Source organism: Streptomyces sp. NPDC047081 (assembly GCF_040643775.1).
Classification (GTDB): Bacteria; Actinomycetota; Actinomycetes; order Streptomycetales; family Streptomycetaceae; genus Streptomyces.
The window spans coordinates 260,646-283,114 of record NZ_JBEYUY010000003.1; the positions used below are offsets into that span (position 1 = coordinate 260,646).

21 protein-coding genes are annotated in these 22,469 nt (G+C 70.5%); 9 read left to right on the forward strand and 12 right to left on the reverse strand.

Going from position 1 to position 22,469, the window contains the following annotated elements; all coding sequences use genetic code 11:
- The first annotated feature begins 3 nt into the window (after positions 1-3).
- Complete coding sequence (locus tag ABZ848_RS06930; RefSeq protein ID WP_360826472.1) at positions 4-1,194, forward strand: pyridoxal phosphate-dependent aminotransferase; 1,191 nt, start codon at positions 4-6, stop codon at positions 1,192-1,194.
- Between the two features lie 168 nt (positions 1,195-1,362).
- Here ABZ848_RS06930 and ABZ848_RS06935 read toward each other — a convergent pair whose 3' ends face one another.
- The 4 genes from ABZ848_RS06935 to ABZ848_RS06950 form a co-directional block, all read right to left on the reverse strand.
- Positions 1,363-2,304 (reverse strand): ribosome-inactivating family protein, encoded by a 942-nt coding sequence (locus ABZ848_RS06935; RefSeq protein WP_360826475.1) that lies wholly within the window; start codon positions 2,302-2,304, stop codon positions 1,363-1,365.
- Between the two features lie 114 nt (positions 2,305-2,418).
- Entirely contained in the window at positions 2,419-3,645 is a 1,227-nt protein-coding gene (locus ABZ848_RS06940) for a HAMP domain-containing sensor histidine kinase (RefSeq protein WP_360826478.1), read from the reverse strand.
- On the reverse strand, positions 3,642-4,322 hold the full coding sequence (cseB, locus tag ABZ848_RS06945) for a two-component system response regulator CseB (RefSeq protein ID WP_360827177.1): 681 nt from the start codon (positions 4,320-4,322) through the stop codon (positions 3,642-3,644). Before cseB ends, ABZ848_RS06940 begins: the two co-directional genes overlap by 4 nt.
- 60 nt (positions 4,323-4,382) lie before the next feature.
- Entirely contained in the window at positions 4,383-4,808 is a 426-nt protein-coding gene (locus ABZ848_RS06950; RefSeq protein ID WP_360826480.1) for a hypothetical protein, read from the reverse strand.
- A 371-nt stretch (positions 4,809-5,179) separates the two neighbouring features.
- On the opposite strand from ABZ848_RS06950, the gene ABZ848_RS06955 reads away from it, so the two are divergent.
- Complete coding sequence (locus ABZ848_RS06955; RefSeq protein ID WP_360827180.1) at positions 5,180-6,283, forward strand: hypothetical protein; 1,104 nt, start codon at positions 5,180-5,182, stop codon at positions 6,281-6,283.
- A 13-nt stretch (positions 6,284-6,296) separates the two neighbouring features.
- Here the strand turns inward: ABZ848_RS06955 and ABZ848_RS06960 are convergent, their stop codons facing one another.
- The gene (locus ABZ848_RS06960) at positions 6,297-6,827 is read right to left on the reverse strand and encodes a YbjN domain-containing protein (protein WP_360826483.1); all 531 of its coding nucleotides are present in this window, start codon (positions 6,825-6,827) and stop codon (positions 6,297-6,299) included.
- Positions 6,828-6,919: 92 nt separating this feature from the next.
- A complete protein-coding gene (gene clpB, locus ABZ848_RS06965) occupies positions 6,920-9,517 on the reverse strand; it encodes an ATP-dependent chaperone ClpB (RefSeq protein WP_360826486.1) in 2,598 nt (865 codons plus the stop codon).
- Positions 9,518-9,647: 130 nt separating this feature from the next.
- Between clpB and ABZ848_RS06970 the strand changes: the two genes are divergently transcribed.
- A complete protein-coding gene (locus ABZ848_RS06970; RefSeq protein WP_360826489.1) occupies positions 9,648-10,061 on the forward strand; it encodes a TIGR03618 family F420-dependent PPOX class oxidoreductase in 414 nt (137 codons plus the stop codon).
- Between the two features lie 148 nt (positions 10,062-10,209).
- Here ABZ848_RS06970 and ABZ848_RS06975 read toward each other — a convergent pair whose 3' ends face one another.
- Positions 10,210-10,545 carry a hypothetical protein gene (locus tag ABZ848_RS06975; RefSeq protein ID WP_360826492.1) on the reverse strand — a complete coding sequence of 112 codons (336 nt, stop codon included), beginning with the start codon at positions 10,543-10,545 and terminating at the stop codon, positions 10,210-10,212.
- Between the two features lie 4 nt (positions 10,546-10,549).
- Positions 10,550-10,747: a hypothetical protein gene (locus tag ABZ848_RS06980; RefSeq protein WP_360826495.1), complete on the reverse strand. Its 198-nt coding sequence runs from the start codon at positions 10,745-10,747 to the stop codon at positions 10,550-10,552.
- Between the two features lie 103 nt (positions 10,748-10,850).
- Here ABZ848_RS06980 and ABZ848_RS06985 point away from each other — a divergent pair, with 103 nt between their 5' ends.
- Together ABZ848_RS06985 and ABZ848_RS06990 are read left to right on the forward strand one after the other, a co-directional pair.
- Positions 10,851-11,861, forward strand: a complete 1,011-nt coding sequence (locus tag ABZ848_RS06985; protein WP_360826498.1) for a helix-turn-helix transcriptional regulator — start codon at positions 10,851-10,853, stop codon at positions 11,859-11,861.
- An 18-nt stretch (positions 11,862-11,879) separates the two neighbouring features.
- Positions 11,880-12,866 carry a helix-turn-helix transcriptional regulator gene (locus tag ABZ848_RS06990; RefSeq protein WP_360826501.1) on the forward strand — a complete coding sequence of 329 codons (987 nt, stop codon included), beginning with the start codon at positions 11,880-11,882 and terminating at the stop codon, positions 12,864-12,866.
- Here the strand turns inward: ABZ848_RS06990 and ABZ848_RS06995 are convergent.
- Positions 12,829-13,869 carry a LuxR C-terminal-related transcriptional regulator gene (locus tag ABZ848_RS06995; protein ID WP_360826504.1) on the reverse strand — a complete coding sequence of 347 codons (1,041 nt, stop codon included), beginning with the start codon at positions 13,867-13,869 and terminating at the stop codon, positions 12,829-12,831. The two genes, ABZ848_RS06990 and ABZ848_RS06995, sit on opposite strands and share 38 nt — an antisense overlap.
- A gap of 384 nt (positions 13,870-14,253) precedes the next feature.
- Between ABZ848_RS06995 and ABZ848_RS07000 the strand changes: the two genes are divergently transcribed.
- The 3 genes from ABZ848_RS07000 to ABZ848_RS07010 are packed head-to-tail and all read left to right on the forward strand — an operon-like array spanning position 14,254 to position 17,572.
- The gene (locus ABZ848_RS07000; protein ID WP_360826506.1) at positions 14,254-15,798 is read left to right on the forward strand and encodes a circularly permuted type 2 ATP-grasp protein; all 1,545 of its coding nucleotides are present in this window, start codon (positions 14,254-14,256) and stop codon (positions 15,796-15,798) included.
- The gene (locus tag ABZ848_RS07005) at positions 15,795-16,727 is read left to right on the forward strand and encodes an alpha-E domain-containing protein (protein WP_360826509.1); all 933 of its coding nucleotides are present in this window, start codon (positions 15,795-15,797) and stop codon (positions 16,725-16,727) included. The genes ABZ848_RS07000 and ABZ848_RS07005 overlap by 4 nt, the downstream gene beginning before the upstream one ends.
- Positions 16,728-16,729: 2 nt before the next feature.
- Positions 16,730-17,572 carry a transglutaminase family protein gene (locus tag ABZ848_RS07010; protein WP_360826512.1) on the forward strand — a complete coding sequence of 281 codons (843 nt, stop codon included), beginning with the start codon at positions 16,730-16,732 and terminating at the stop codon, positions 17,570-17,572.
- A gap of 40 nt (positions 17,573-17,612) precedes the next feature.
- On the opposite strand, the gene ABZ848_RS07015 is transcribed toward ABZ848_RS07010, so the two are convergent.
- Positions 17,613-18,725 carry a substrate-binding domain-containing protein gene (locus ABZ848_RS07015; protein ID WP_360826514.1) on the reverse strand — a complete coding sequence of 371 codons (1,113 nt, stop codon included), beginning with the start codon at positions 18,723-18,725 and terminating at the stop codon, positions 17,613-17,615.
- A 308-nt stretch (positions 18,726-19,033) separates the two neighbouring features.
- Between ABZ848_RS07015 and ABZ848_RS07020 the strand changes: the two genes are divergently transcribed.
- A complete protein-coding gene (locus ABZ848_RS07020) occupies positions 19,034-20,749 on the forward strand; it encodes a PA14 domain-containing protein (RefSeq protein WP_360826517.1) in 1,716 nt (571 codons plus the stop codon).
- A 53-nt stretch (positions 20,750-20,802) separates the two neighbouring features.
- Here the strand turns inward: ABZ848_RS07020 and ABZ848_RS07025 are convergent, their stop codons facing one another.
- Positions 20,803-21,255, reverse strand: coding sequence for a helix-turn-helix transcriptional regulator (locus ABZ848_RS07025; protein ID WP_360826520.1), 453 nt, complete (start codon positions 21,253-21,255; stop codon positions 20,803-20,805).
- Positions 21,256-21,262: 7 nt separating this feature from the next.
- Positions 21,263-22,438 (reverse strand): molecular chaperone DnaJ, encoded by a 1,176-nt coding sequence (dnaJ, locus tag ABZ848_RS07030; RefSeq protein WP_360826522.1) that lies wholly within the window; start codon positions 22,436-22,438, stop codon positions 21,263-21,265.
- Between the last annotated feature and the right edge of the window lie 31 nt (positions 22,439-22,469).

A 22,469-nucleotide genomic window follows, 5' to 3' on the forward strand; every position in this document is an offset into this window, starting at 1 on the left:
AGGATGGCCGGCATGACCTCCAGTACGCGCCCCTTCCTCAATCGTCGGCTCGCCGAGTTCGGGACGACGATCTTCGCCGAGATGTCGGCTCTCGCCCTGCAGACCGGGTCCATCAACCTGGGCCAGGGCTTTCCCGACACGGACGGGCCCGAGGAGGTCCGGGAGGCCGCCGTGCGGGCGCTGCGCGACGGGCGCGGCAACCAGTACCCGCCGGGCCCCGGCGTCCCCGAGCTGCGCACCGCGATCGCCGCGCACCAGGAGCGCCGGTACGGGCTGTCGTACGACCCCGACACCGAGGTCCTGGTCACGGCCGGCGCGACCGAGGCCATCGCCGCGTCCCTGCTCGCCCTCCTCGAACCCGGCGACGAGGTGATCGCCTTCGAGCCGTACTACGACTCGTACGCGGCCTGCATCGCGATGGCGGGCGGCAAGCGCGTGCCGGTCACCCTGCGCCCGCACGAGGGAAGCTTCCGGCTGGACCTGGACGAGCTGCGCGCCGCCGTCACCGACCGCACCCGGCTCCTCCTCATCAACACCCCGCACAACCCCACCGGCACGGTCCTCACCCGCGAGGAGCTGACCGCGATCGCCGAGCTGGCCGTGGAGCGGGATCTGCTGGTCGTCACCGACGAGGTCTACGAGCACCTGGTCTTCGACGACGCCGAGCACCTGCCCCTCGCCACGTTCCCGGGCATGCGCGAACGCACGGTCACGATCGGCTCGGCCGGCAAGACCTTCTCCTTCACCGGCTGGAAGGTCGGCTGGGTCACCGCCACGCCGGCGCTGACCGCCGCCGTCCGCTCGGCGAAGCAGTTCCTGACGTACGTCGCCTCCGGGCCCTTCCAGTACGCGGTCGCCGAGGCCCTCGCCCTCCCCGAGAGCTACTTCGCCGCCTTCCGCGCGGACATGCTGGCCAAGCGGGACCTGCTGGCGGCGGGCCTCACGGAAGTCGGCTTCGAGGTCTTCAAGCCCGCCGGCACCTACTTCATCACCACCGACATCCGCCCCCTCGGCGAGACCGACGGCTTCGCCTTCTGCCGCGCCCTGCCGGAGCGCGCCGGCGTCGTCGCCATCCCGAACGCGGTCTTCTACGACCACCGGGAGGCAGGGGCACCGTTCGTACGGTTCGCGTTCTGCAAGCAGACGGCCGTGCTGGAGGAGGCGGCCTCCCGGCTCAAGTCGCTGGCCACGTGACGTCCGCCTCGATCGGGCCCGCGTCCGGCACGACACTCGCCTCGGCGTCCGTGCCGTGTCCCCTGCATCGTTCCCGCGCGAGCCGGCGTTCCTCGGTGCCTGCGCAGGTCGCGGCCTCGCACGCGGCAGGCCTTCCGGCCGTGCCGCGTGCGCTGTTGTCCCGGGCGGTCAGAGTTCGTCGCGGGGGTTGGGGTCCTGGCCGTCGTTGAGGGCCGTGAGCAGGAGCTTTGCCGCTGCCGCGGCGGTCGAGATGTGGCCGAAGCTCTGGGTGGACACGCTCGACGTGGACGCGTTGCCGTGGGCCACGTGGTCGACGAGGACGTGGCTGATGCCCGCCCAGTTGCGGACCAGCTCCACGCCCGTCTGGGTCATCCGGAAGTCCTGGCCGTTGTTGAGGGCGTTGTAGACGCCGCCGGAGATCCAGTTGAAGCGCGAGCCCTCGGACACGGCGAAGATCATGCGCAGCAGGGCCCGGGCCACGGCCTGGGTGCCGGCGCCTTCGGGGTTCCGCAGGTCGTGGATCGCCTGGTAGAGGCCGTGGTGGCCGATCTGGACGTCCGCCAGGGCGATGTTGCCGAGGGTCGCGAGCCGGTTGTAGTTCTCCGCGCCCTCCCAGTTGACGTGGATGTCGGCGTCGGTGCGCCGGGGAGCGTTCTGGGACGCGAGCGGCCAGTAGTGCTCGCCGTTGCTCTCGTAGTACCAGCCGGTGACGTAGAGGTCGCTCAGCCGCACCAGGAGGTGGACCGTCTGGCCCCCGGAGGTCGCCACGATGTCGGCGAAGCTGTTGACGGCCGTGTTGTCCGTGACGATCACGGTGCGGCTGCTGCTGCCCACCGGCACGTTGATCTTCCGGCCGTGGGTGTAGCTGAGCTGGAGGGCCGCCAGGTTCTGGAGCATGGACTTGTAACTGGAGCCGCCGCCGTCCACGTCCCAGTGGATCTGCGGGTAGCTCGAACTGGCGGACAGTTCGATGTCGTGGCCGCCGAGGTGGACCGCCGCGGCGGACGGGCCGGCGGTGTGGGCGGGCGCCACCCCGGAGACGAGGACGGCGCCTGCGACCAGCGTCGGGACCGCGGCGGTCAGGAGGAGACGGCGGGACAGGACACGCATGGGAATCCACCCTTCCTTGGGCACTGTCACAGTGCGGCGGGCACGGTGACAGCGCGGTGCACGCAGTCCGGCCGGAGTGCCGGACCGCGTGAGGAAAAGTAGGAAGCGAATGCGTCAACGGTCCGTAGGTCCTGTTGCGGAACCCGGTCGTCCCGGTGGCAGCCGCAGCACCGCCTCCGCCCCGCCCTCCGGATGGTTGCGGAACGTCAACTCGGCCCCCAGGAGCCGCGCTTGGCCCACCGCGATGGTCAGGCCCAGGCCGGTTCCCGTACCCGGCGCCGTCGTACGGAAACGCTGTGGGCCGGAGGTACGCAGGACCGCGAACAGGTCGGGAGGGAAGCCCGGGCCCTGGTCGCGGACGCGGACGACCGGGCCGTCCACCTCCAGGACCACCGGCGGGGCACCGTGCCGCAGCCCGTTGGAGGCGAGGTTGGCGAGGACGCGTTCGACGCGGCGCGGGTCGGTGGTGACGACGGTGTCCCGGACCACCCGGACCTCCGCCTTCTCCAGTTCGGCCACCGCCCGCCGGGCCATCGCGCCGACCTGCCGCTGCTCCGGTTCCACCACGGCGACCTGCGCGTCCATCCGGGCCACTTCCAGCACGTCCTCGACCAGCCCGCGCAACTTGCCGACGGAGCGTGTCACCAGGTCGGACGCCGGGCCGGGCGGCAGCAGGCCGACCGCGGCCGACATGCCCGCGACCGGGGTGCGCAGTTCGTGCGCGATGTCGGCGGTCACCCGCCGCTCGGCCTCCAGCCGGGCGCCGAGCGCGTCGGCCATGGCGTTCACGGAGGTGCCGAGACGGGCGATCTCGTCCCGGCCGTCCGGGCGGACCCGCGCGTCGAGATCGCCGTGCGCGATGCTCTCCGCCGTACGGGCGGCTGCCGTGGCCCGGCGGCCCACCCGCACCCCGAGGAGGAGGCCGGCCAGGGAGACCGCGAGGGTCGCCGCCGCGCCTGCCGTGACCAGGGCCCGGTCCAGCCTGGCGAGGGACCGCGCCTCGGGGGCGTACGACCGCGACAGCGCGAGCACGTTCCGGTCCGACACCCGGGTGGCCGCCCACAGCACCGGGTGCGCGCCGCCGCGCAGATAGGTCACGCGGACGCCGCCGCGTACGGCGTCCGCCACCGGGGCGGGCAGGTGTGGCGGGTCGACGGTGGCCGGGGACGTGCGGCCGGCCGTGTAGTCGTAGGCCGCGCTCAGCAGCTGCCGGTCCAAGTCCGAACGGGCGGTGGCGAGTTGGTCGGCCGCCGTGATGCGGTGCACCAGGACGCCGATCACGGCCGCCACCGTCACCGCCGCCGCGGCCACGGCGAGGGCGACCTTCATCCCGACGTTCACCCGGCCGCCCGGCCCACCAGCTTGTACCCGAACCCGCGTACCGTCTCGATCCGTTCCTTGCCGATCTTGGCGCGCAGGCGCCGCACATGGACGTCCACGACCCGGGTGTCCCCGGACCAGGCGTAGTCCCAGACCCGCTCCAGGAGCAGGTCGCGGGTGAGGACGGTGCCGGGCGAGGCGGCGAACTGCTGGAGCAGCTTGAGTTCGGTCGTGGTGAGGGTGAGCGGCCGCGCGCCCCGGTGCACGGTCAGCGACACGGGGTCGTAGGAGAGGTCGCCGAAGCGCAGGGGTGCCGTCTCGGGGAGCTGCTCGGCGGGGGCCGCGCGGCGCAGCAGCGAGCGGATGCGGGCCACCAGCACCGGGCCGTCGAAGGGCTTGGTCACATAGTCGTCGGCGCCGGCCTCCAGGCCCATCACCACGTCCACGGGATCGTTGCGGGCCGAGATCAGCAGCACCGGCACGCCCGACTCCTCGCGAATACGGCGGGCCAGGCTGACCCCGTTGAGGCCCGGCAGCATGATGTCCAGGACGGCCGCGTCGGGCCGGGCGGCGCGGAACAGGTCGAGGCCGCTGACGCCGTCGGCCGCAGCGCGGACGCGGTAGCCGTGCGCCTCCAGCGTCAACCGGGTGGCCTCGCGGATCATCTCGTCGTCCTCGACGAGCAGGATGTCGTGCATGGGTGTCACCTCCGGGAGCCGGGCACGGGCCGTGTCGTCAGGCATGCGCGGGCCATGTCGTCAGGCTTTCGGGACGTGCAGCGGGACCCGGCTCACGTCCTCCGCCCAGTACGGCGCCGGCCGGTGCCGCGGGGACACGGCGGCGACGCTGTAGTAGGCGGCGTACTCGCGCCTGACCAGCCCGCTGAGGACGACGGTGACGGCGTAACCGGGCATCGTCTCGTGCGGGCATCCCGAGAGACAGGCGAGGTCGACCACCCAGCCGGTCGCGGTGGCGCGCGGTCTGCCCCAGTCGTGCCACTTCATGTCGTCCAGGACGGTGTTCTCGGTCAGGTCCATCATCTCGGGCCGCTGCCGGGGCTCGGACCTCCAGTCCATGGAGTACACCGACCCGGTCCACGGAATCCCGGTCGGGGCCGGCCCCTCGGCCCAGGGGCCGGAGTCGGGCGTACCGCATCCGGCCAGGAAGAGCAGCAGTCCCACCATGAGCGACGCTCGCGGCGCGGACCGGCGCGGAACCAACGAAGCCCCTCCCGTCACGCTTGGGCCAATTCACCCCGAAGGATCATGTTGTCGGATGAACATTCGGTTAATACCGCTCGTGATCTCCGCTACAGCCGGCCCGAGGCCCCAAGGCCGAGGCCCGAGGGCGTCGGCATAGCCCCGCGGGTCCGGCCCGTCACGCCGCCACGCCGGGCGCCGTGAATCCGTACCCGCCCGGGCGCGTAATGCTCGCACTTGCCCGCTTCAACCTGCAATGTGCCGGTGTGACCCAAGCCAGTACCCTCCTCCGCCCCTCCGTCACCGGGCCGGGCCCCGACGCGCGGGACCGTGCCCGGCTGCCCGTCGCGGCGGCGATGGGCAGCGCCCTCGGGCTGTTCCTCGCGGCCCGGCTGCTCGGTGTCGCCGCGCTCGCCGCGGTCTCCTGGACGGCCGGCCGCCATCCGCTCGCGCTGCTCGGACGGTCCTGGGACTCCCTGTGGTACCTGGGCATCGCCGCCCACGGCTACGGCCGCACCGTGCACCACAACCCCACGGTCGTCTACACCGACCTGGCGTTCTTCCCGCTCTACCCGGCCCTGGTCCGCGCCGCGACCGTGCTGGGCCCGCTGAGCGCCGGCGCCTCGGGGCTGATCGTGTCGTGGACGGCGGCCGCGGTGGCAGCCTGCGGGATCTACGCGGTCGGCGCCCGGCTGCACGGCCGGGCCGTCGGCACCGCCCTGGTCCTGCTCTGGGGCCTGCTCCCGCACTCGGTCGTGCTGTCGATGGCGTACACGGAACCGGTCCTCACCGCCTTCGCCGCCTGGTCGCTGTACGCGGTGCTCACCGGGCGCTGGGTGTGGGCGGGCACCCTGGCCGCACTGGCGGGCGCGGCCCGGCCCAACGGCTTCGCGGTCGCCGCGGCGGTCCTCGCGGCGGCGGCGTACGAGGCCTGGAGACAGCGCGGGAAAGTTACCCACAGGCTGTGGACGGGCGCCGCGCTCGCCCCGGCCGGCTGGGCCGGATACGTCCTGTGGGTGGGCCACCGCAGGGGCGACCTGCTCGGCGGCTATTTCGAGGTGCAGCGCCTGTGGGGCTCACGCTTCGACTTCGGCCGGGGCTCCCTGCACTTCATCCGCCACCTGCTCCTGCACGGCGACCGCTTCGTCTTCCCCATGACCATGGTGATCGTCGCGGCGGCCGTGGTCCTGTACGCCCTGCTCCTCGCCGACCGCGCCCCGCTGCCGCTCGTCGTCTACAGCGGCGTACTCCTGCTCGTCGCGCTCGGCGGCTCCGGGTTCTTCGAGTCCAAGCCGCGCTTCCTGCTGCCCGCCTTCCCGCTGCTGCTGCCGCTCGCCCGCGCGCTGGTGCGAACGGCAAGAGCCCGGCCGGGGCACGCGACCGTGGTGGTCGCGGCCCTCGCCGGGCTCTCGTTCGCCTACGGGGCGTATCTGGTCGTAGTCGCCCATACGCCTCTCTGAGTGGCCGTGGGGCCTACTCCTCGTCGTCCTCGGGCTTGTCCGCCTCGTTGACCTCCTGCTCGAGACCGAGCTGCTCGACGAGCCACTTGTCGAACTCGATGGCGGCCCGCACCCAGCTGACGGTCGAGGAGACGAAGTGCTCCAGGCTGACGCCGGTGCCGATCAGCATCTGCGCCTCGCCGATCAGGCGGACGGTGCCGTCGTCGTGGGTGTGGCTGTAGACCTTGGGCCACAGGGTCCGACGGTTCCAGTCGTCGATCGACTCGAGGAGCTGCGGCTTCTCGTCGATCTTGTGGGGCCGGTCGTAGAACGTCCGCACCGAGAAGACCTGCTGGTCGTCCTCGCCGCGGAACATGAAGTACGTACGGAACTGCTCCCACGGCGCCGCGAGGTCACCCTCGTCGTCGACGACGTACTTGAGCTCCATCTGGTCCAGGAGCTGCTTCACGAGGTCCTGATCCGGGACGACGGGGCCCGCCGGTCCGCCGGGCTGCGGCTCGGGCTGGCCCCCGAAGTTCGGAATCGAGGACGGGTCGATGCTCACCGTGATTTTCCCTTCGTACGGATGCCGCCATCCTCCCCCATCCGGGGAGGGGGGAGGCAAGCCCGGCACCGTCCGTTACAGGCTCTTACCCCTTACAGGGTCTTTCCCGTCGCCGGCCCCACGATCAGGCCCTCGCCGAAGGTGTCCACCCGGACCGTGTCGCCGTCCTTGATCTCGCCGGCCAGGATCTCCTTCGCGAGGCGGTCGCCGATGGCGGTCTGGACCAGGCGGCGCAGGGGGCGGGCGCCGTAGGCGGGGTCGTTGCCCTCGTCGGCGAGCCAGGCCAGGGCCTCGTCGGTGACCTCCAGGGTGAGGCGGCGTTCGGCGAGACGCTTCGCGAGCCGGTCGATCTGGAGGCGCGCGATACGGCTCAGCTCGTCCTTCGTCAGGGCGGAGAACACGACCAGGTCGTCGAGGCGGTTGAGGAACTCCGGCTTGAAGGACGTCCGGACGACCTCCAGAACCTGCTCCTTCTTCTCCTCCTCGCCGGTGAGCGGGTCGACCAGGAACTGACTGCCGAGGTTCGACGTCAGCACGAGGATCGTGTTGCGGAAGTCGACCGTACGTCCCTGACCGTCCGTCAGCCGCCCGTCGTCCAGCACCTGGAGCAGGACGTCGAAGACCTCGGGGTGCGCCTTCTCGACCTCGTCGAGAAGTACCACGCTGTACGGGCGCCTGCGCACCGCCTCCGTCAGCTGGCCGCCCTCCTCGTAGCCGACGTAGCCGGGAGGCGCGCCGACCAGGCGGGCCACGCTGTGCTTCTCTCCGTACTCCGACATGTCGATGCGGACCATCGCCCGCTCGTCGTCGAAGAGGAAGTCGGCGAGGGCCTTGGCGAGTTCGGTCTTGCCGACGCCGGTCGGGCCGAGGAAGAGGAAGGAGCCGGTGGGGCGGTCGGGGTCGGCGATGCCCGCGCGGGTGCGGCGGACCGCGTCCGAGACCGCCTGCACGGCCTCCGACTGGCCGATCAGCCGCTTGCCCAACTCCTCCTCCATGCGCAGGAGTTTCTGGGTCTCGCCCTCCAGGAGGCGGCCGGCCGGGATGCCGGTCCAGGCGGCGACGACGTCCGCGATGTCGTCGGAGCCGACCTCGTCCTTGACCATGGTGTCCCTGGACACCTCCTCCTCGGCCTCGGAGGCGGCTTCCAAGTCCCGTTCCAGCGTGGGGATCTCGCCGTACAGCAGCTTGCTGGCGGTGTCGAAGTCGCCGTCGCGCTGGGCCCGTTCGGCCGTGCCGCGCAACTCGTCGAGCTTCTCCTTGAGTTCACCGACCCGGTTGAGGGACTGCTTCTCCTTCTCCCAGCGGGCGGTCAGGCCCCGCAGCTCCTCCTCGCGGTCGGCGAGGTCGCGGCGCAGCTTCTCCAGGCGCTCGCGGGAGGCCGGGTCGGTCTCCTTCTCCAGCGCCAGCTCCTCCATCTTCAACCGGTCGACGGAGCGCTGGAGTTCGTCGATCTCGACGGGCGAGGAGTCGATCTCCATACGGAGCCGGGAGGCCGCCTCGTCGACGAGGTCGATGGCCTTGTCGGGCAGGAAGCGGGAGGTGATGTAGCGGTCGGAGAGGGTCGCGGCCGCCACCAGCGCGCTGTCGGCGATCTGGACCTTGTGGTGGGCCTCGTAACGCCCCTTGAGCCCGCGCAGGATCGCGATCGTGTCCTCGACCGTCGGCTCGGCGACCAGCACCTGCTGGAAGCGGCGCTCCAGCGCCGGGTCCTTCTCGATCCGCTCGCGGTACTCGTCAAGGGTGGTCGCGCCGACCATGCGCAACTCGCCACGCGCGAGCATGGGCTTCAGCATGTTCCCGGCGTCCATGGCGGAATCCCCACCGGCGCCGGCCCCCACCACCGTGTGCAGCTCGTCGATGAAGGTGATGATCTGGCCGTCGGAGTCCTTGATCTCGGCGAGGACGGTCTTCAACCGCTCCTCGAACTCGCCCCGGTACTTCGCGCCCGCGACCATCGCGCCCAGGTCGAGCGCGACGAGCCGCTTGTCCTTGAGGGACTCGGGCACGTCACCCTTGACGATCCGCTGGGCGAGCCCCTCGACGACGGCGGTCTTGCCGACGCCCGGCTCACCGATGAGGACGGGGTTGTTCTTGGTCCGCCGGGACAGCACCTGCACGACCCGCCGGATCTCCTGGTCGCGCCCGATGACGGGGTCGAGCTTCCCGTCCCGCGCGGCGGCCGTGAAGTCGGTGCCGAACTTCTCCAGGGCCTTGTACTGGCCCTCCGGGTCGGCTGTGGTCACCCGGCGTCCTCCCCTCGCCTTCTGGAAGGCCTCCTGCAGCTTCTTCGCACTCGCACCCTGCCCGGACAGTACGTCACCGGCCGCGCCGCCCTTCGCGGCGATGCCGATCAGCAGGTGCTCGGTGGAGAGGTAGTCGTCGCCGAGGTCCTTCGCGCGCTCACCGGCGTCCGCGATCACCGCGAGCAGCTCACGGCTCGGCTGCGGGGGCGCGACGGTGGAGCCGGCCACGCTGGGCAGCGACCCGAGCACCTTCTCGGCCCCGGCGCGCACGGCCGCCTGATCGGCGTCCACGGCGGCGAGCAGGTCGACGATGTTCTCGTTGTCCTGACCCTGGAGCAGGGCCAGCAGCAGGTGGGCGGGGGTGAGGTCCGGGTGCCCTCCGGTCACGGCCCGCTGCTCGGCCGCCCTGATCGCGTCCCGGCTCCGGTTGGTCAGCTCGGCGTCCACGTTTCCGTTCTCCTCCTGGCGTCAGTCCTCGTCCACTGTCACGGTGTGACTTGAGCAACGTACACAAAGTTGAGTCTATTCCACTCAAGGTGCGAACGGATACCGGGTTCGAAGGGATACCGTCCTGCCCATGGCTGCGTACCCCCAGGACCCCGGCGCTCCCGACCCCGCGTACCTCAGCTTCTGGCGGGAGCGGCATCTGTGCACGCTGACGACCCCGCGCCCGGACGGCGGCCCGCACGTGGTGCCCGTCGGGGTCACATACGATCCGGAGGCCCGGCTGGCTCGGGTGATCGCGAGCAAGTCCAGTACGAAGGTGGCCAATGTGCTGGCGGCCGGGCCGGAGGGGGCGCGGGTGGCCGTGTGCCAGGTGGACGGGCGGCGGTGGGCGACGCTGGAGGGGCGGGCGGTCGTACGGACCGGTCCTGACCAGGTCGCGGAGGCCGAGCGGCGCTATGCCGAGCGCTACGGGCGCACCCCTTCGCCCAACCCGTCACGCGTCGTGATCGAGATCGAGCTGACGAGGGCCATGGGGCGTGGGTGACGGTTTTCGGCCACTGCGGGGTGGCCGACGATTGGGTGGATACCCTGAAATGTCCCCCAAAACTGCAGCGGCGTCACCGTGTTCAGGTCACGGTGACGCCGCTGCGGGGGGAAGTACCTGAGCGAACTGTTACGACGGGGGATTCGCGTCAGGCACTGCGGGGGGTGGCTGAGATGGTCCGTACGTTGGGGGCTTCCGGTTCCACCAGCCGGTGGTCTCGCTGGTCCAGGTTCACAAAGATCATTCCGTACCGAATGGCACACCGCACGGGCTGCGGCGCCCCCCGAGGCCGCCGCAGACACCGGTACGCCCGTACGTCCTCGTCCTGGTCCCGCGTCACGACGACGGGCTCACCGAAGACGGTCACCATCAACGAGTCACCGGCGTGGGGGATCGCGGTGACCAGGTCGATGAAGTGCCAGCCGGAACGGTAGGCGGTCGCCATCTCTCTGCGGAAGGACCGGTCGTCGGGTGGAATGGTCACGTCGTCAGCTCCCGGCGCTGTCGTCTGTGCCGACCGTTGAGGCAGTGTCATTCGCAAGCGTGGTGGATTCAGCCACCGCCGGCCACCTGCTGTCCGCCCGGATGTCGCCCTTCGCACCGGAGAGACCGCCCAGTACTCCGACGGCCACAACAACGGTGGAGAAGGCGGCGACAAGTATCGAGCGAAGCGATCTCTTGCTCATGTCGGCTTCGTCCTCACTTGAAGGTCCCCTTTTCCCCCGTCGGATAAGACGATGGCTCATTCAGGCACGTCATGGCCACACAATCGGTGCATCATGTTCCTGCATGTTCAGGACCCTGGGGGGTGGAGATTTGGTAGCGAATCGGACTAAAGCGGCGCATCCCCATGCGGTGACCGAACTGTGCGAGGAAGGTGGCCGACTTTACGCCAACGCCCTGCGCACGGGGCGTCTCTCGCGCGTGGACGCGGAGCCGGCTCCCTGCCTGATCGAACTGGCTCTTCTGCATCCCGATCCGGACGATCCGGACTGGCTGCGTCCTGTTCCTCCGGCAGTGGCGCTCGCCCAACGGCTCAATCCCATTGAGCACGAGATAGCGGAGCGCAGGCGCTGGTCAATCGAACTGTCCGAAGCTTTCGAGCCGTTCATGGCGCTCAGCACGCAGACGACGGCCACGACGCACTCGATCTCCGTACTGGAAGGCAGCGACCGGATCAACGCGGCGCTCGACCTGGCGACGGCCCAGTGCCAGACCGAGATGCTCACGGTCCAGCCGACCAACCGCTTCTCCGAGCGCACCTTCCTGCAGGGGCTGGAACGCGACCGGCCGCTCATCGACCGCGGTGTGCGGATCAGGACCCTGTACCAGCACACGGCCCGGTACAACCCCGAGAAGCTCTCCTACGTGGAGCACTTCGTCGACGGCAAGGTGGAGTACCGCACCATCGACGAGCTGGTGGAGCGGCTGATCATCTGCGACGAGACCGTCGCCTTCATTCCGACCCGGGACGACCAGCAGGTGGCTCTGGAGCTACGTCACCCCGGGCTCGTCCGGTACCTGATCAAGGTCTTCGAGTTCATGTGGAACCGCGCCGTGCCACTGAATGCCGGCGCTCCCTACGAGACCGCGCCGGACGGCATCACCGAGATCCAGCACTCCATTGCCAAGCTCCTGGTCGAGGGTCACGTCGACGAGGCCATCGCCCGTCGCCTGGGGATGAACGTCCGTACCTGCCGGGCCCACATCGCCAAGCTGGCCACTGCCCTCGGCAGCGGCAGCCGAGCCCAACTCGGCTTTCTCATAGCGCAGTCGGGGATCCTGAACCAGCAGCAGTGAGCCAGGAAGGGAGGGTGGGTGACCTCGCCAAGCCACCCGGAGCACGGAGCGGAGGACCTCTGCGCGGCGGGTGCGCAGCTTTATGAACGCGCGCTGCGCCAAGGCCATGTGAGCAGCGCCGAAGCCGAAACGGCTCCGTGCCTGGTGGACTTCGGCCTGTTGCATCCCACCCTCGTGGACCTCGACCGGCTGGAGCCGCTCGCGCCGGCAGTCGCCCTGCACCGGCTGCTGAGGACCACTGGAGACCGCATCGCCGAGGAACGGCGTCGTGAGGCCCTGCTCGCTGAAACGTTCGAGCCGCTGATGCGCATCGACGGCCGTCGGACGGGGACGGAGCTCAGCCCGGGACTGAGGCTCCTGAGCGGTACGAGACGGATCAACCACGCGATCACCGAGGTCATGGCCGAAGCGCGGGAACTTCTCTGTGTCCAGCCCAACCTGCACTACAGCGACGAGCGCGGCGTGGCGGCGCAGGCCGAGGCCATGGAACGCGACCAGGCCCTGCTCAACCGCGGGGCCCGCATCCGCACCATCTACCAGCACACCCAGCGGCATCTCCCCCTCATCCACGCGCGCTACGACGAACTGAGGGGGGACGCCGAAGCCCGCACCCTCGACGAGGTCACCGACCGGCTCGTCCTGGTCGACCGCACCGTGGCCTTCATCCCCGCCGGGGAAGACGGCGCCCTCGCCCTCGAGATCCGCCACCCCGCAGTCGTCGGCTACCTCGCCACCGCCTTCGACCGCCTCTGGCGCCTCGCCACCCCCATGCACCCCCAAGCCGTCCAGCGCCCCACCCTCAACGGCATCACCCCCCGCCAACACGCCATCGCCGCCCTCCTCGTAGAGGGCCACACCGACGCCGTCATCGCCGACCGCCTCGGCATGAACATCCGTACCGCCCGCGTCCACATCGCCAAGCTCGCGGCGACGCTGGGCAGTGACAGCCGGGCCCAGCTCGGCTATCTCATCGCGCGGTCGGGGATTCTTGACCGGGAAGAGTGAGCGACGTGGCGTCGGCCGGCTGACGGGGGGCGTCCAGGCCCACCTGGGCTATGCGGACGCCGAGTTGGGTGCGGCTGGCCGCGCCCAGGGTCTCGGAGAGCCGGGCGATGTGGGCGCGGCACGTACGGACGCTTATGCCCAGGCGCTCCGCGATCACCGCGTCCTGGTGGCCCTCTGCCAGCAGCGCCGCGATGGACTGTTCCCGGTGGGAGATGCCCTCGATGCCCGTGTCGGGGAGCGGGGCCGTGAGGGGGATCGCCAGGCGCCAGAGGCGTTCGAAGACCGTGACCAGGTATTCCACCAGGGCCGGGTGGCGCAGTTCGAGGGCCAGGGTGCGGTCCGCGTTCGCCGGGATGAAGGCCACCGTGCGGTCGAAGAGGATCAGGCGGTCGATGACCTCGTCGAGCGTGCGGGCCTCGACCGAACCGCCCATCAGTTCAAGGTAGTTGAGCAGGCCCTGGCCGTGGCGGGCCACGTGGGTGTACAGGTCGCGCATGCGGACGCCCCGGCCGCGCAGGGCCAGTGCCCGGTGCAGGCCCTCGGTCAGTTCGTGCTCGGGGCGGATGCCGCCCGGCTGGACCGTGAGGACCTCCGTCGTGCACGCGTCCGTCGCCTCGTCCATCGCCGCCTGGATGCGCGAAAGCCCGTCCAGGACACGGATCGCGGTGCCCTCCGCGCCGCCCGCCTGCTGGGCCGACGGGCCGAGGCCGGCGTACCACTCGAAGGCCGCGACCGCCGAGCCCACCCGTCGCTGGCTGGAGCTGACCTCGTCGTAGACCCCGCGCAGCAGCCGGGTCATGACCTCCTGCGGGGAGGTCGGGACCAGCCAGTCCATGTCGTCGGGGTCGGGGTGCAGCAGGGCCAGTTCAAGCAGACAGGGCACCTGGTCGGCGTCGACGCGGGAGACCCGGCCACGGCGTACGGCCCGGGAGTACACGCGGTCCCCGGCCGCGCACAGTCGGTCGGCACCGTGTGGATGCTCCTGGGTCCCGTGCCCGGCCATCGCCCATCCCACCCCCGGTTTCCGGCCTCTTGTGCAGGCGTGCTCCCACGGTCCGCAGCGGTTCTCGCTCGCGCTTCCGCAGCGCAACTATGCGCGGACACAACCGGCTCCGCAACACGGCTCCCTCCATCAAGACCGTCGTAAAACACCGTTTCGCCCGACTTTTTCCAGGCCTCCACCCGTCGACTTGCAACAAGCTGACGGTGGTGCGGGCAGGGTTGTGAAGGCATCGTGGAGGCCGCTTCCCCCCGGGTGCCGCTCCCCGGCAGCGCCCCGGTCGGGCACCCCCCTGCCCGGCCGGGGCCCCGGAAGCCCGTGCTCCGCGCAAGGTCCCGGAAATGCCGTGGTGATCACCGCGTTACGCGTCGCCTCTAACGTCCCCTCATGGCGGACATATTTGACGCATACGCGTTGGCCGACGCGTGGGACGAGATGTTCGAGCGGCCGGGTGAGGTCAGGACCGCCTATGAGCCGGTGCTGGCGGCACTTCAGCCGATCGAGCCGAGTGAACTCAGGTTCCGGGCCGACCAGATGGCCCGGGCGTTCACCGACCGGGGCGTGACCTACGCCTTCGCGGGCGAGGAGCGGCCCTGGCCGCTGGACCTCGTGCCCAGGATCCTCGACGCCCTGGAGTGGGATCTCATACAACGGGGGGTCAGTCAGCGGGTGCGGGCCCTTGAGGCCTATCTCGCCGACGCCTACGGGCACTGCCGGGCCTTCGAGGACGGTGTCGTGCCCTGGCGGCTGCTGCTCAACTCCCCCCATTTCCACCGCGCCGCGCACGGCGTGGAGCCACCGGGCGGGGTACGCATCCACGTCGCCGGCATCGACCTGGTACGGGACGAGGCCGGGGACTTCCGGGTGCTGGAGGACAATGTGCGGGTGCCCAGCGGGGTCTCGTACGTCATCGAGAACCGGCGCGCGATGACCCGGATCTTCCCCTCGCTCTTCGCCGAACAGCACGTCCTGCCGGTCGACGGGTACGCCCAGCGGCTGCTCGCCGCGCTGCGGGCCGCCGCGCCCGACGGGACCGTCGATCCCCGGGTCGTCGTACTGACCCCGGGGCCCAACAACGCCGCCTACTTCGAACACGCCCTGCTCGCCCGGCTGATGGGCGTGCAGCTGGTCGAGGGGCACGACCTGGTGTGCCGGAACAACCGGGTCTGGATGCGTACGACGCGCGGCGAGGTGCCCGTCCATGTCGTATACCGGCGCCTGGACGACGACTTCCTCGACCCGCTCCACTTCCGCCCCGACTCGGTGATCGGCTGCCCCGGCATCATGGGCGCCGCCATGGCGGGCAACGTCACACTCGCGAACGCCGTGGGCAACGGGATCGCCGACGACAAGCTGCTCTACACGTATGTCCCGGACCTGATCCGCTACTACCTCTCCGAGGAACCGATTCTGCCGAACGTCGAGTCCTACCGGCCCGATGAACCGGGGCAGTTGGAGGCAGTCCTCGACCAGATCGACAAGCTCGTCGTCAAGCCGGTCGACGGCGCCGGCGGGCAGGGGATCGTCATCGGCCCGAAGGCCGACGCGAAGACCCTCGAACGCACTCGCAAAGCAGTGATCGCCGATCCGCGCGGCTTCATCGCCCAGCGTCCGGTCGCCCTGTCCACCTCCCCCACCCTCGCCGGCGAGCGCATGGCACCGCGCCACATCGACCTCAGACCCTTCGCCGTGAACGACGGCGACGACATCTGGGTGCTCCCCGGCGGCCTGACGCGCGTGGCGTTGCAGGAGGGCAACCTGATCGTCAACTCCAGCCAGGGTGGCGGCTCCAAGGACACCTGGGTGCTCGCCGAGGGCCCGGCCGAGCAGCCCGCGCCCGAGCCGGAGACCGCGCTGCCCGCCGTCGCCCCGCGCCGGCTCGGACCCGACGGCACCCGTTCCGTCGTACAGGAAGGGGCGCAGCAGCAGTGAACGACGTGATCCTCTCCCGGATAGCCGAGGCCCTGACCTGGACCGGGCGTTACGTCGAGCGCGCCGACGCCACCGGGCGCATCCTCGACGCCTATCTGCACCGCATGCTGGAGGACCCCTGGCGCGACGAGGACGCGGCCTGCCGGTCGCTGTACGCGATCCTCGGCATGGACGCGGGCGACGGCCCCTGCGACATGCAGCAGGTGCTGGACCAGCTGGCCTTCGACGCCCGTTCGACGGGCTCGATCGAGGGCGCGCTGGGCGCGGCCCGGCTGAACGCGAGGAGTGCGCGTGAGGCGGTCTCCTCGGAGATGTGGGAGTGCCTCAACTCGACGTGGCACGCGCTCGCCGACCAGCGGCTCGCGGCGCGCCGGACGGGCCCGTACGCCTACCTGGAGCTGGTGCGGAGCCGGGCCGCGCTGTTCTTCGGGCTGGCCGACTCGACGATGAGCCGGGACGACAGCTGGCGGTTCGTGGTGCTCGGCCGGAGCCTGGAACGGGTCGACATGACCGTACGACTGCTGTCGGTACGGGTGCTGGACGCGGCGCACGCGCCGGACTGGACGACGCTGCTGAGCGCGTCGGGCGCCGACGAGGCGTACGCGCGCGTGTACGGCGGCTTCGGCGACACCCCGAGGGTGGCCGAGTTCCTGCTCCTGGACCGGGACTTCCCGCGCTCCGCGCTGCACGCGCTGACCACGGCCGAGGAGTGCCTCACCGCGCTCGGCCGCCCCCGCCAGGACCCGGCCCGCCGGCCGATCGGCCGCCTGCGCACCCGCCTCGAATACCTGGACACGCACGCCTTGGAAGACCAACTCCCCGTCCTGCTGCGGGACCTGCAGCAGGCCTGCATGGCGTCCGCCGACGCGGTGGCGGAGCGGTTCTTCCCGTACCAGGGGCCCGTCGAGTGGGCCCAGGAAGGAGCGTGAGCATGACCAGCCGCCTCCGTATCAAGCACATCACCAAGGTCGCCTACGCCCAGCCCGCGGCCTCCTCGCACAACGAGGTCCGTATGACCCCGCTGACGCTCCCCGGGCAGACGACGCTGGACGCCCGCGTCACCGTCAACCCCACCACGCCCACCTGGTCGTACTGGGACTACTGGGGCACCCAGGTCACCGGCTTCGACCTGATGGATCCGCACGGCCATCTGACCATCACGGCGTCCAGCCTGGTCGAGACCGCCCCGCCCGGCCCGCTCCCGCAGGCCCCGGAATGGGCCGAGGTCGCCGAACGCGTCGCGAACACCCGCCTGCTGGAGTTCGCGAGCCCCACGGGCCGTACGACCGTCCCCGCGAAGCTGGTCAAGAAGGCGCGGAAGGCCGCGGCCGGCCTCGACCCGCACGACACGGCGCTCGCGGTGTCCGCGCTGGTCGCCGACCGGGTGTCGTACCTGCCGGGCGCGACCAGTGTGAACACCTCGCCGGCGGAGGCCTGGGAGCAGGGCGCGGGCGTCTGCCAGGACATCACCCACCTGACGATCGCCCTGCTGCGCGCCGTCGGCCTGCCCACCCGCTATGTCTCCGGCTATCTGCACCCCGAGCGCGAGGCCGACCTGCACCGCCCGGTGGCCGGCCAGAGCCACGCATGGATCGAGTACTGGGCGGGCGACTGGTGCGGCTACGACCCCACCAACCGCACCCGCGCCGACGAGTCCCACGTGGTGGTGGCCCGGGGCCGCGACTACGACGACGTGACCCCGCACAAGGGCATCTACCGAGGCGTGGCGGGCGGACCGCCGGAGGTGTCGGTGGTGTTCACGCGGGTGGCCTGACGCGGGCGTACGGCGGCCGGTCGGGCCGGGGCGGCTTCGGCTACTTGAGCCCGATCGCGTCGCACTTCGTCTTGTACTCGCTCGTGCAGATGTCCGAGAGCTTGTAGATGCCGTCCGCGATGACGGTCGACTTGATGTTCTTCTTCGTCAGGGCCGTCACCGTGACCAGCTGGGCCGGGATGTCCTTGTTCGTCGGGCTGTCCACCGAGTCCTGGGTCAGGGCGTCGAACTGGATGTCGTGGCCCTGGACCTTGGCCACCGCCATCTGCGCGGCCGCCTCCGCCTCCTGCGGGTACGACTTGTAGACGCTCATGTACTGCTCGCCCGCGACGATCCGCTGCACGGCGGCGAGTTCCGCGTCCTGGCCGGTGATCGGCGGGAGGGTGGTGACGCCCGCGTCCTCCAGGGCCTTGACGATGCCGCCGGCCATGCCGTCGTTGGCGGAGTAGACCGCGGCGATGTTGTCCTTGCCGAGCTTGTTGATCGCCGCCGTCATGTTGGCCTGGGCGTTCTCCGGCTTCCAGTCCTTGGTGTCGAAGGATTCCGAGATCGTCACCTTGCCGTTCAGCTCCGACATCGCGCCCGCCTTGAACTGCTTGGCGTTCGGGTCGGTCGGCGAGCCGTTCATCATGACGATCTTGTCGGAGGTGTCGACGTCCGAGCCGAGCGCCTCAAGGAGGGAGCGGCCCTGCACCTCGCCGACCAGCTCGTTGTCGAAGGAGACGTACGCGTCGATCGGGCCCTCGGCCAGCCGGTCGTAGGCGATGACCGGGATGCCCGCGTCCTTGGCCTTCTTCACCTCGGTCGCGATGGCATGCGAGTCGACCGCGTCCAGCAGGATGATGTCGACCTTGTCGTCGATCATCTGCTGCATCTGCTGCGCCTGCTTGTCGGCGTCCTGGTCGGCGTTGGCGTAGTCGACCTTGCCCTGCTTCTTGGTGAGGCTCGCGACCTGTTCCTTGATGATCGGGTAGTCGAAGTCCTCGTAACGCGTGTTGGCCTTCTCCGGCAGCAGCAGCCCGATGGTGACGTCGTCGCCCTTCGTCGGGCTCGCCGAGCTGCTGTTCCCCGACACGTTGAGCACGCCGCAGCCGGCGAGCGCGAGGGACATCGTGGCGGACGCGGCCACGGCGATGGCGGTACGACGACGCATGGGACTGCTCACTGGGCTGCTCACTTCTGGTGCCTTCGGGACACGGGCGCAGCATTGCGACCCGGATGACTGAAAAGCCAACGCGGAGGCGGCCCCGGGCGTCAAGCGGAACTACTTAACGAGTGCGCAACGCCACTCTCCGCTTGTCATGTGAAGGCTTGGCACAACCCCCTCCAAACGCCCTTTACGGACCCTCCATACAACGGGTGGCAATCGGCAGGCAAAGATCCGTACAACCAACCCGATTCCTCGCGAGTCGTGATCACGACGGCTTCCAACAGCCGTACAAGAACCGACCAGAGGATCGAATGAAGCCAGCCAGACGTACGACGGTCACGGCCACGTCCGCCGTCGTGCTCGCCACCGCCGCCGGCCTGCTCTCCGCGACGGCCGCGCCCGCCTCGGCGGCGACCTCCTGCGCCTCCCCCGTCTTCAAGCGCCAGTTCTTCGCGAACACCGCCTTCTCCGGCACCCCGAAGAAGACGGACTGCGACAGCGCGATCGACCAGAACTGGAAGACGGGCGCGCCTGCTTCGGGCCTGCCGAAGGACAACTTCGGCGTCCGCTGGACCGTCACCCGCGACTTCGGCTCCGGCGGCCCCTTCACGCTCTCCGCCTCCGGCCTGGACGGCATCCGCGTCTACGTCGACGGCACCCGGAAGATCGACCTCTGGAAGAACGTCTCGTCGACGGTCCGGAAGAACGTCGACGTAACGATCCCCGCCGGCAAGCACACGGTCCGCGTCGACTACGTCAACTGGACCGGCTCCGCCGCCGTCTCCGTCACCTACAACCCGCGCACCTCCGCCGACGTCGACAAGGTCAAGCCCCTTGCCCCGACGGGCTTTTCCGCCTCGTACGACTCCTCGACCGGCAAGGCGAAGCTCGCCTGGTCGAAGAACAAGGAGATGGACCTCCAGGGCTATCGCGTCTACCGTCGGCTGAAGGGCGCGTCCTTCGGGAGTACGCCGATCGCCACGACCACCTCGACGACGTACAGCGACCCGACGCTCCCGGTGACCGGGCAGACGTACTACTACGAGGTGCGCGCGTACGACAGGGCGGGCAACGAGTCGGCCGGTACGGCGGACCAGCCGGTGACCACCCCCGACCGGGTCGCGCCGGCCGCGCCCGTCATCAACGAGGCGACCGGCGAGGTGACTTCGACCGGCGGTACGGGCGGGCTCGAGGTCGGCTGGGACGCGGTCGCGGACGCGGTGTCGTACCGCGTCTTCCGGGCGGCGAGCGAGAACGGCACGTACTCCGCGATCGGCAGCACGAGCGGGCTGACGTATCTGGACACCTCGGCCGCCGAGAGCGTCGTCTACTACTACCGGGTGTCCGCCATCGACGCGGCGGGCAACGAGTCGGCGCGGTCCGCGAGTCAGCGCGGCAAGATCTGGGACAACGATCCGCCGCAGCTCGTCACCGGCCTCGACGTGACCCCGACCGAGTACGGCTTCCACCTGACATGGGACAAGAGCGCGGCCACGGACCTGAAGTACTACACGGTCTACTGGGGCGAGCTCCTCGACGGCGAGGACGGCCAACAGGTCTGCTACGGCAGCGCGTCGGACTACGTCTCCCCCACCGAGACCTCGTACGACTACACCACGCTCCCCGACGGCGACGAGGTCTGCTTCTTCATGGACGCCGTCGACGACGAGGGCAACTCCGCCATCCAGTGGAGCGACGACGGGGTCCCGGCCGTGAGCGTCACGGAACTGGACATGACGCCGAGCGTGGCCACTCCGGAGAGCTCGCCGGTCCACCTGACGGCGAGCCCCGCGGGCACGGACGTGGCGCTGTCCTGGAACACCGTGGCCGACGCCACCGGTTACCGCGTCTACCGCTGGAACCCGGCGACCAAGACGTACGAGAAGCTGGCGGACACCGCCACGGCCACCTCGTACACGGACACCACGGCCGCCACCGGCACCACCCACTTCTACTGGGTGACCGCCCTGTACGCGGACGGCAGCGAGTCGGCGGCCGGCGGCGACTACGCGGTCCTGGCGCCCTGAACGCACGAGAGGGGCCCGGAGGTTCGTCCTCCGGGCCCCTCTCGCGTTTGCGCCTAGTCCTTGGCCTTCTTCGGCCGCCACACCACCAGCGCGCTGGTCTGCTGGACCTCCTGGTACGGGACCAGGTCGCGGCGGTACGACGCGTGCACCGCCGCCTCGCGCTGCTGCATGGCCGCCGCCGCGCCGTCGACCGCCGCCTGGAGCTCGGCGACGCGCTGCTGGAGCGCGGCGACCTGGTTCTCCAGCTCGATGATCCGCTTGATGCCGGCCAGGTTGATGCCCTCGTTCTGCGACAACTGCTGCACGGTGCGCAGCAGTTCGATGTCGCGGGCCGAGTAGCGGCGGCCCCGCCCGGCCGTGCGGTCCGGGGAGACCAGGCCGAGGCGGTCGTACTGACGGAGGGTCTGCGGGTGCAGGCCGGAGAGCTGGGCCGCCACCGAGATGACGTAGACCGGGGTCTCCTCGGTCAGTTCGTACGGGTTGCGTCGACGGCCGGTCCCATCCATGGCTTGTTCATGCTCCCTTCGCGGCCTGGAACAGCTCCGCCCGCGGGTCCTCGCCCGCGGTCGCCTCGCGATACGCCTCAAGCGCGTCACGAGCCTTCCCCGTCACGTCCTTCGGGACACTCACCTCGACGGTGACCAGCAGGTCCCCGCGGGTGCCGTCCTTGCGGACCGCGCCCTTGCCCCGGGCGCGCATGGTGCGGCCGTTGGGCGTGCCCGGCGGCAGCTTCAGGGTGACGGGCGGGCCGCCCAGGGTGGGGACCCTGACCTCGCCGCCGAGGGCCGCCTCCGCGAACGTCACGGGGACGGTGACGGTGAGGTTGTCGCCCTTGCGGCCGAACACCGGGTGGGCGTCGACATGCACGGTGACGTACAGGTCGCCCGCCGGACCGCCCCGCTCGCCCGGCGCGCCCTTGCCGCGCAGCCGGATGCGCTGCCCGTCCGAGACGCCGGCCGGGATGCGGACCTGCATGGTGCGGGAGGACTTGGCGCGTCCCGAGCCCTTGCAGACCTCGCAGGGGTTCTCCGCGATCAGACCGCGGCCCTTGCAGTCCGGGCAGGGGTCCGTGAGCGAGAAGCCGCCGCCCGAGCCCCGCGCCACCTGGCCGGTGCCGACGCACGTCGGGCAGACCCGCGGGTTGCCGTTCGCGTCGCCGGTGCCGGAGCAGGCCTTGCAGGGCGCCTGCGAGGACATGCGCAGCGGGACCGTCGCCCCCTCGATCGCCTCGGTGAAGCTGAGGCTGACCTCGGTGTCGATGTCCTGGCCGCGCCGGGGCTGCACCCGGGTCGTACCGGAGCTGCCGCGGTTGAACAGGCCCCCGAAGACGTCACCGAGTCCGCCGCCGAAGCCTCCGGAGCCCCCGCCCTGGGCGCCGCCTCCGAAGAGGTCGCCCAGGTCGAAGTTGAAGTTGCCGCCGCCCGCGCCCGGCCCCGGGCGGAACCCGCCGTTGCCGAACAGGGCCCGCGCCTCGTCGTACTCCTTGCGCTTCTTGGGGTCGCCGAGCACGTCGTTGGCCTCGGAGATCTCCTTGAAGCGCTCCTCGGCCTTGGCGTTGCCCTTGTTGGCGTCCGGGTGGAACTCGCGGGCGAGCTTCCGGTACGCCTTCTTGATCTCGGCCTCGGTGGCGTCCTTGGGGACGCCGAGGACCTTGTAGTAGTCCTTCTCGATGAAGTCCTTGGTGCTCATCCCCGACGCCCCTCCTCCCGATCAGTCCTGG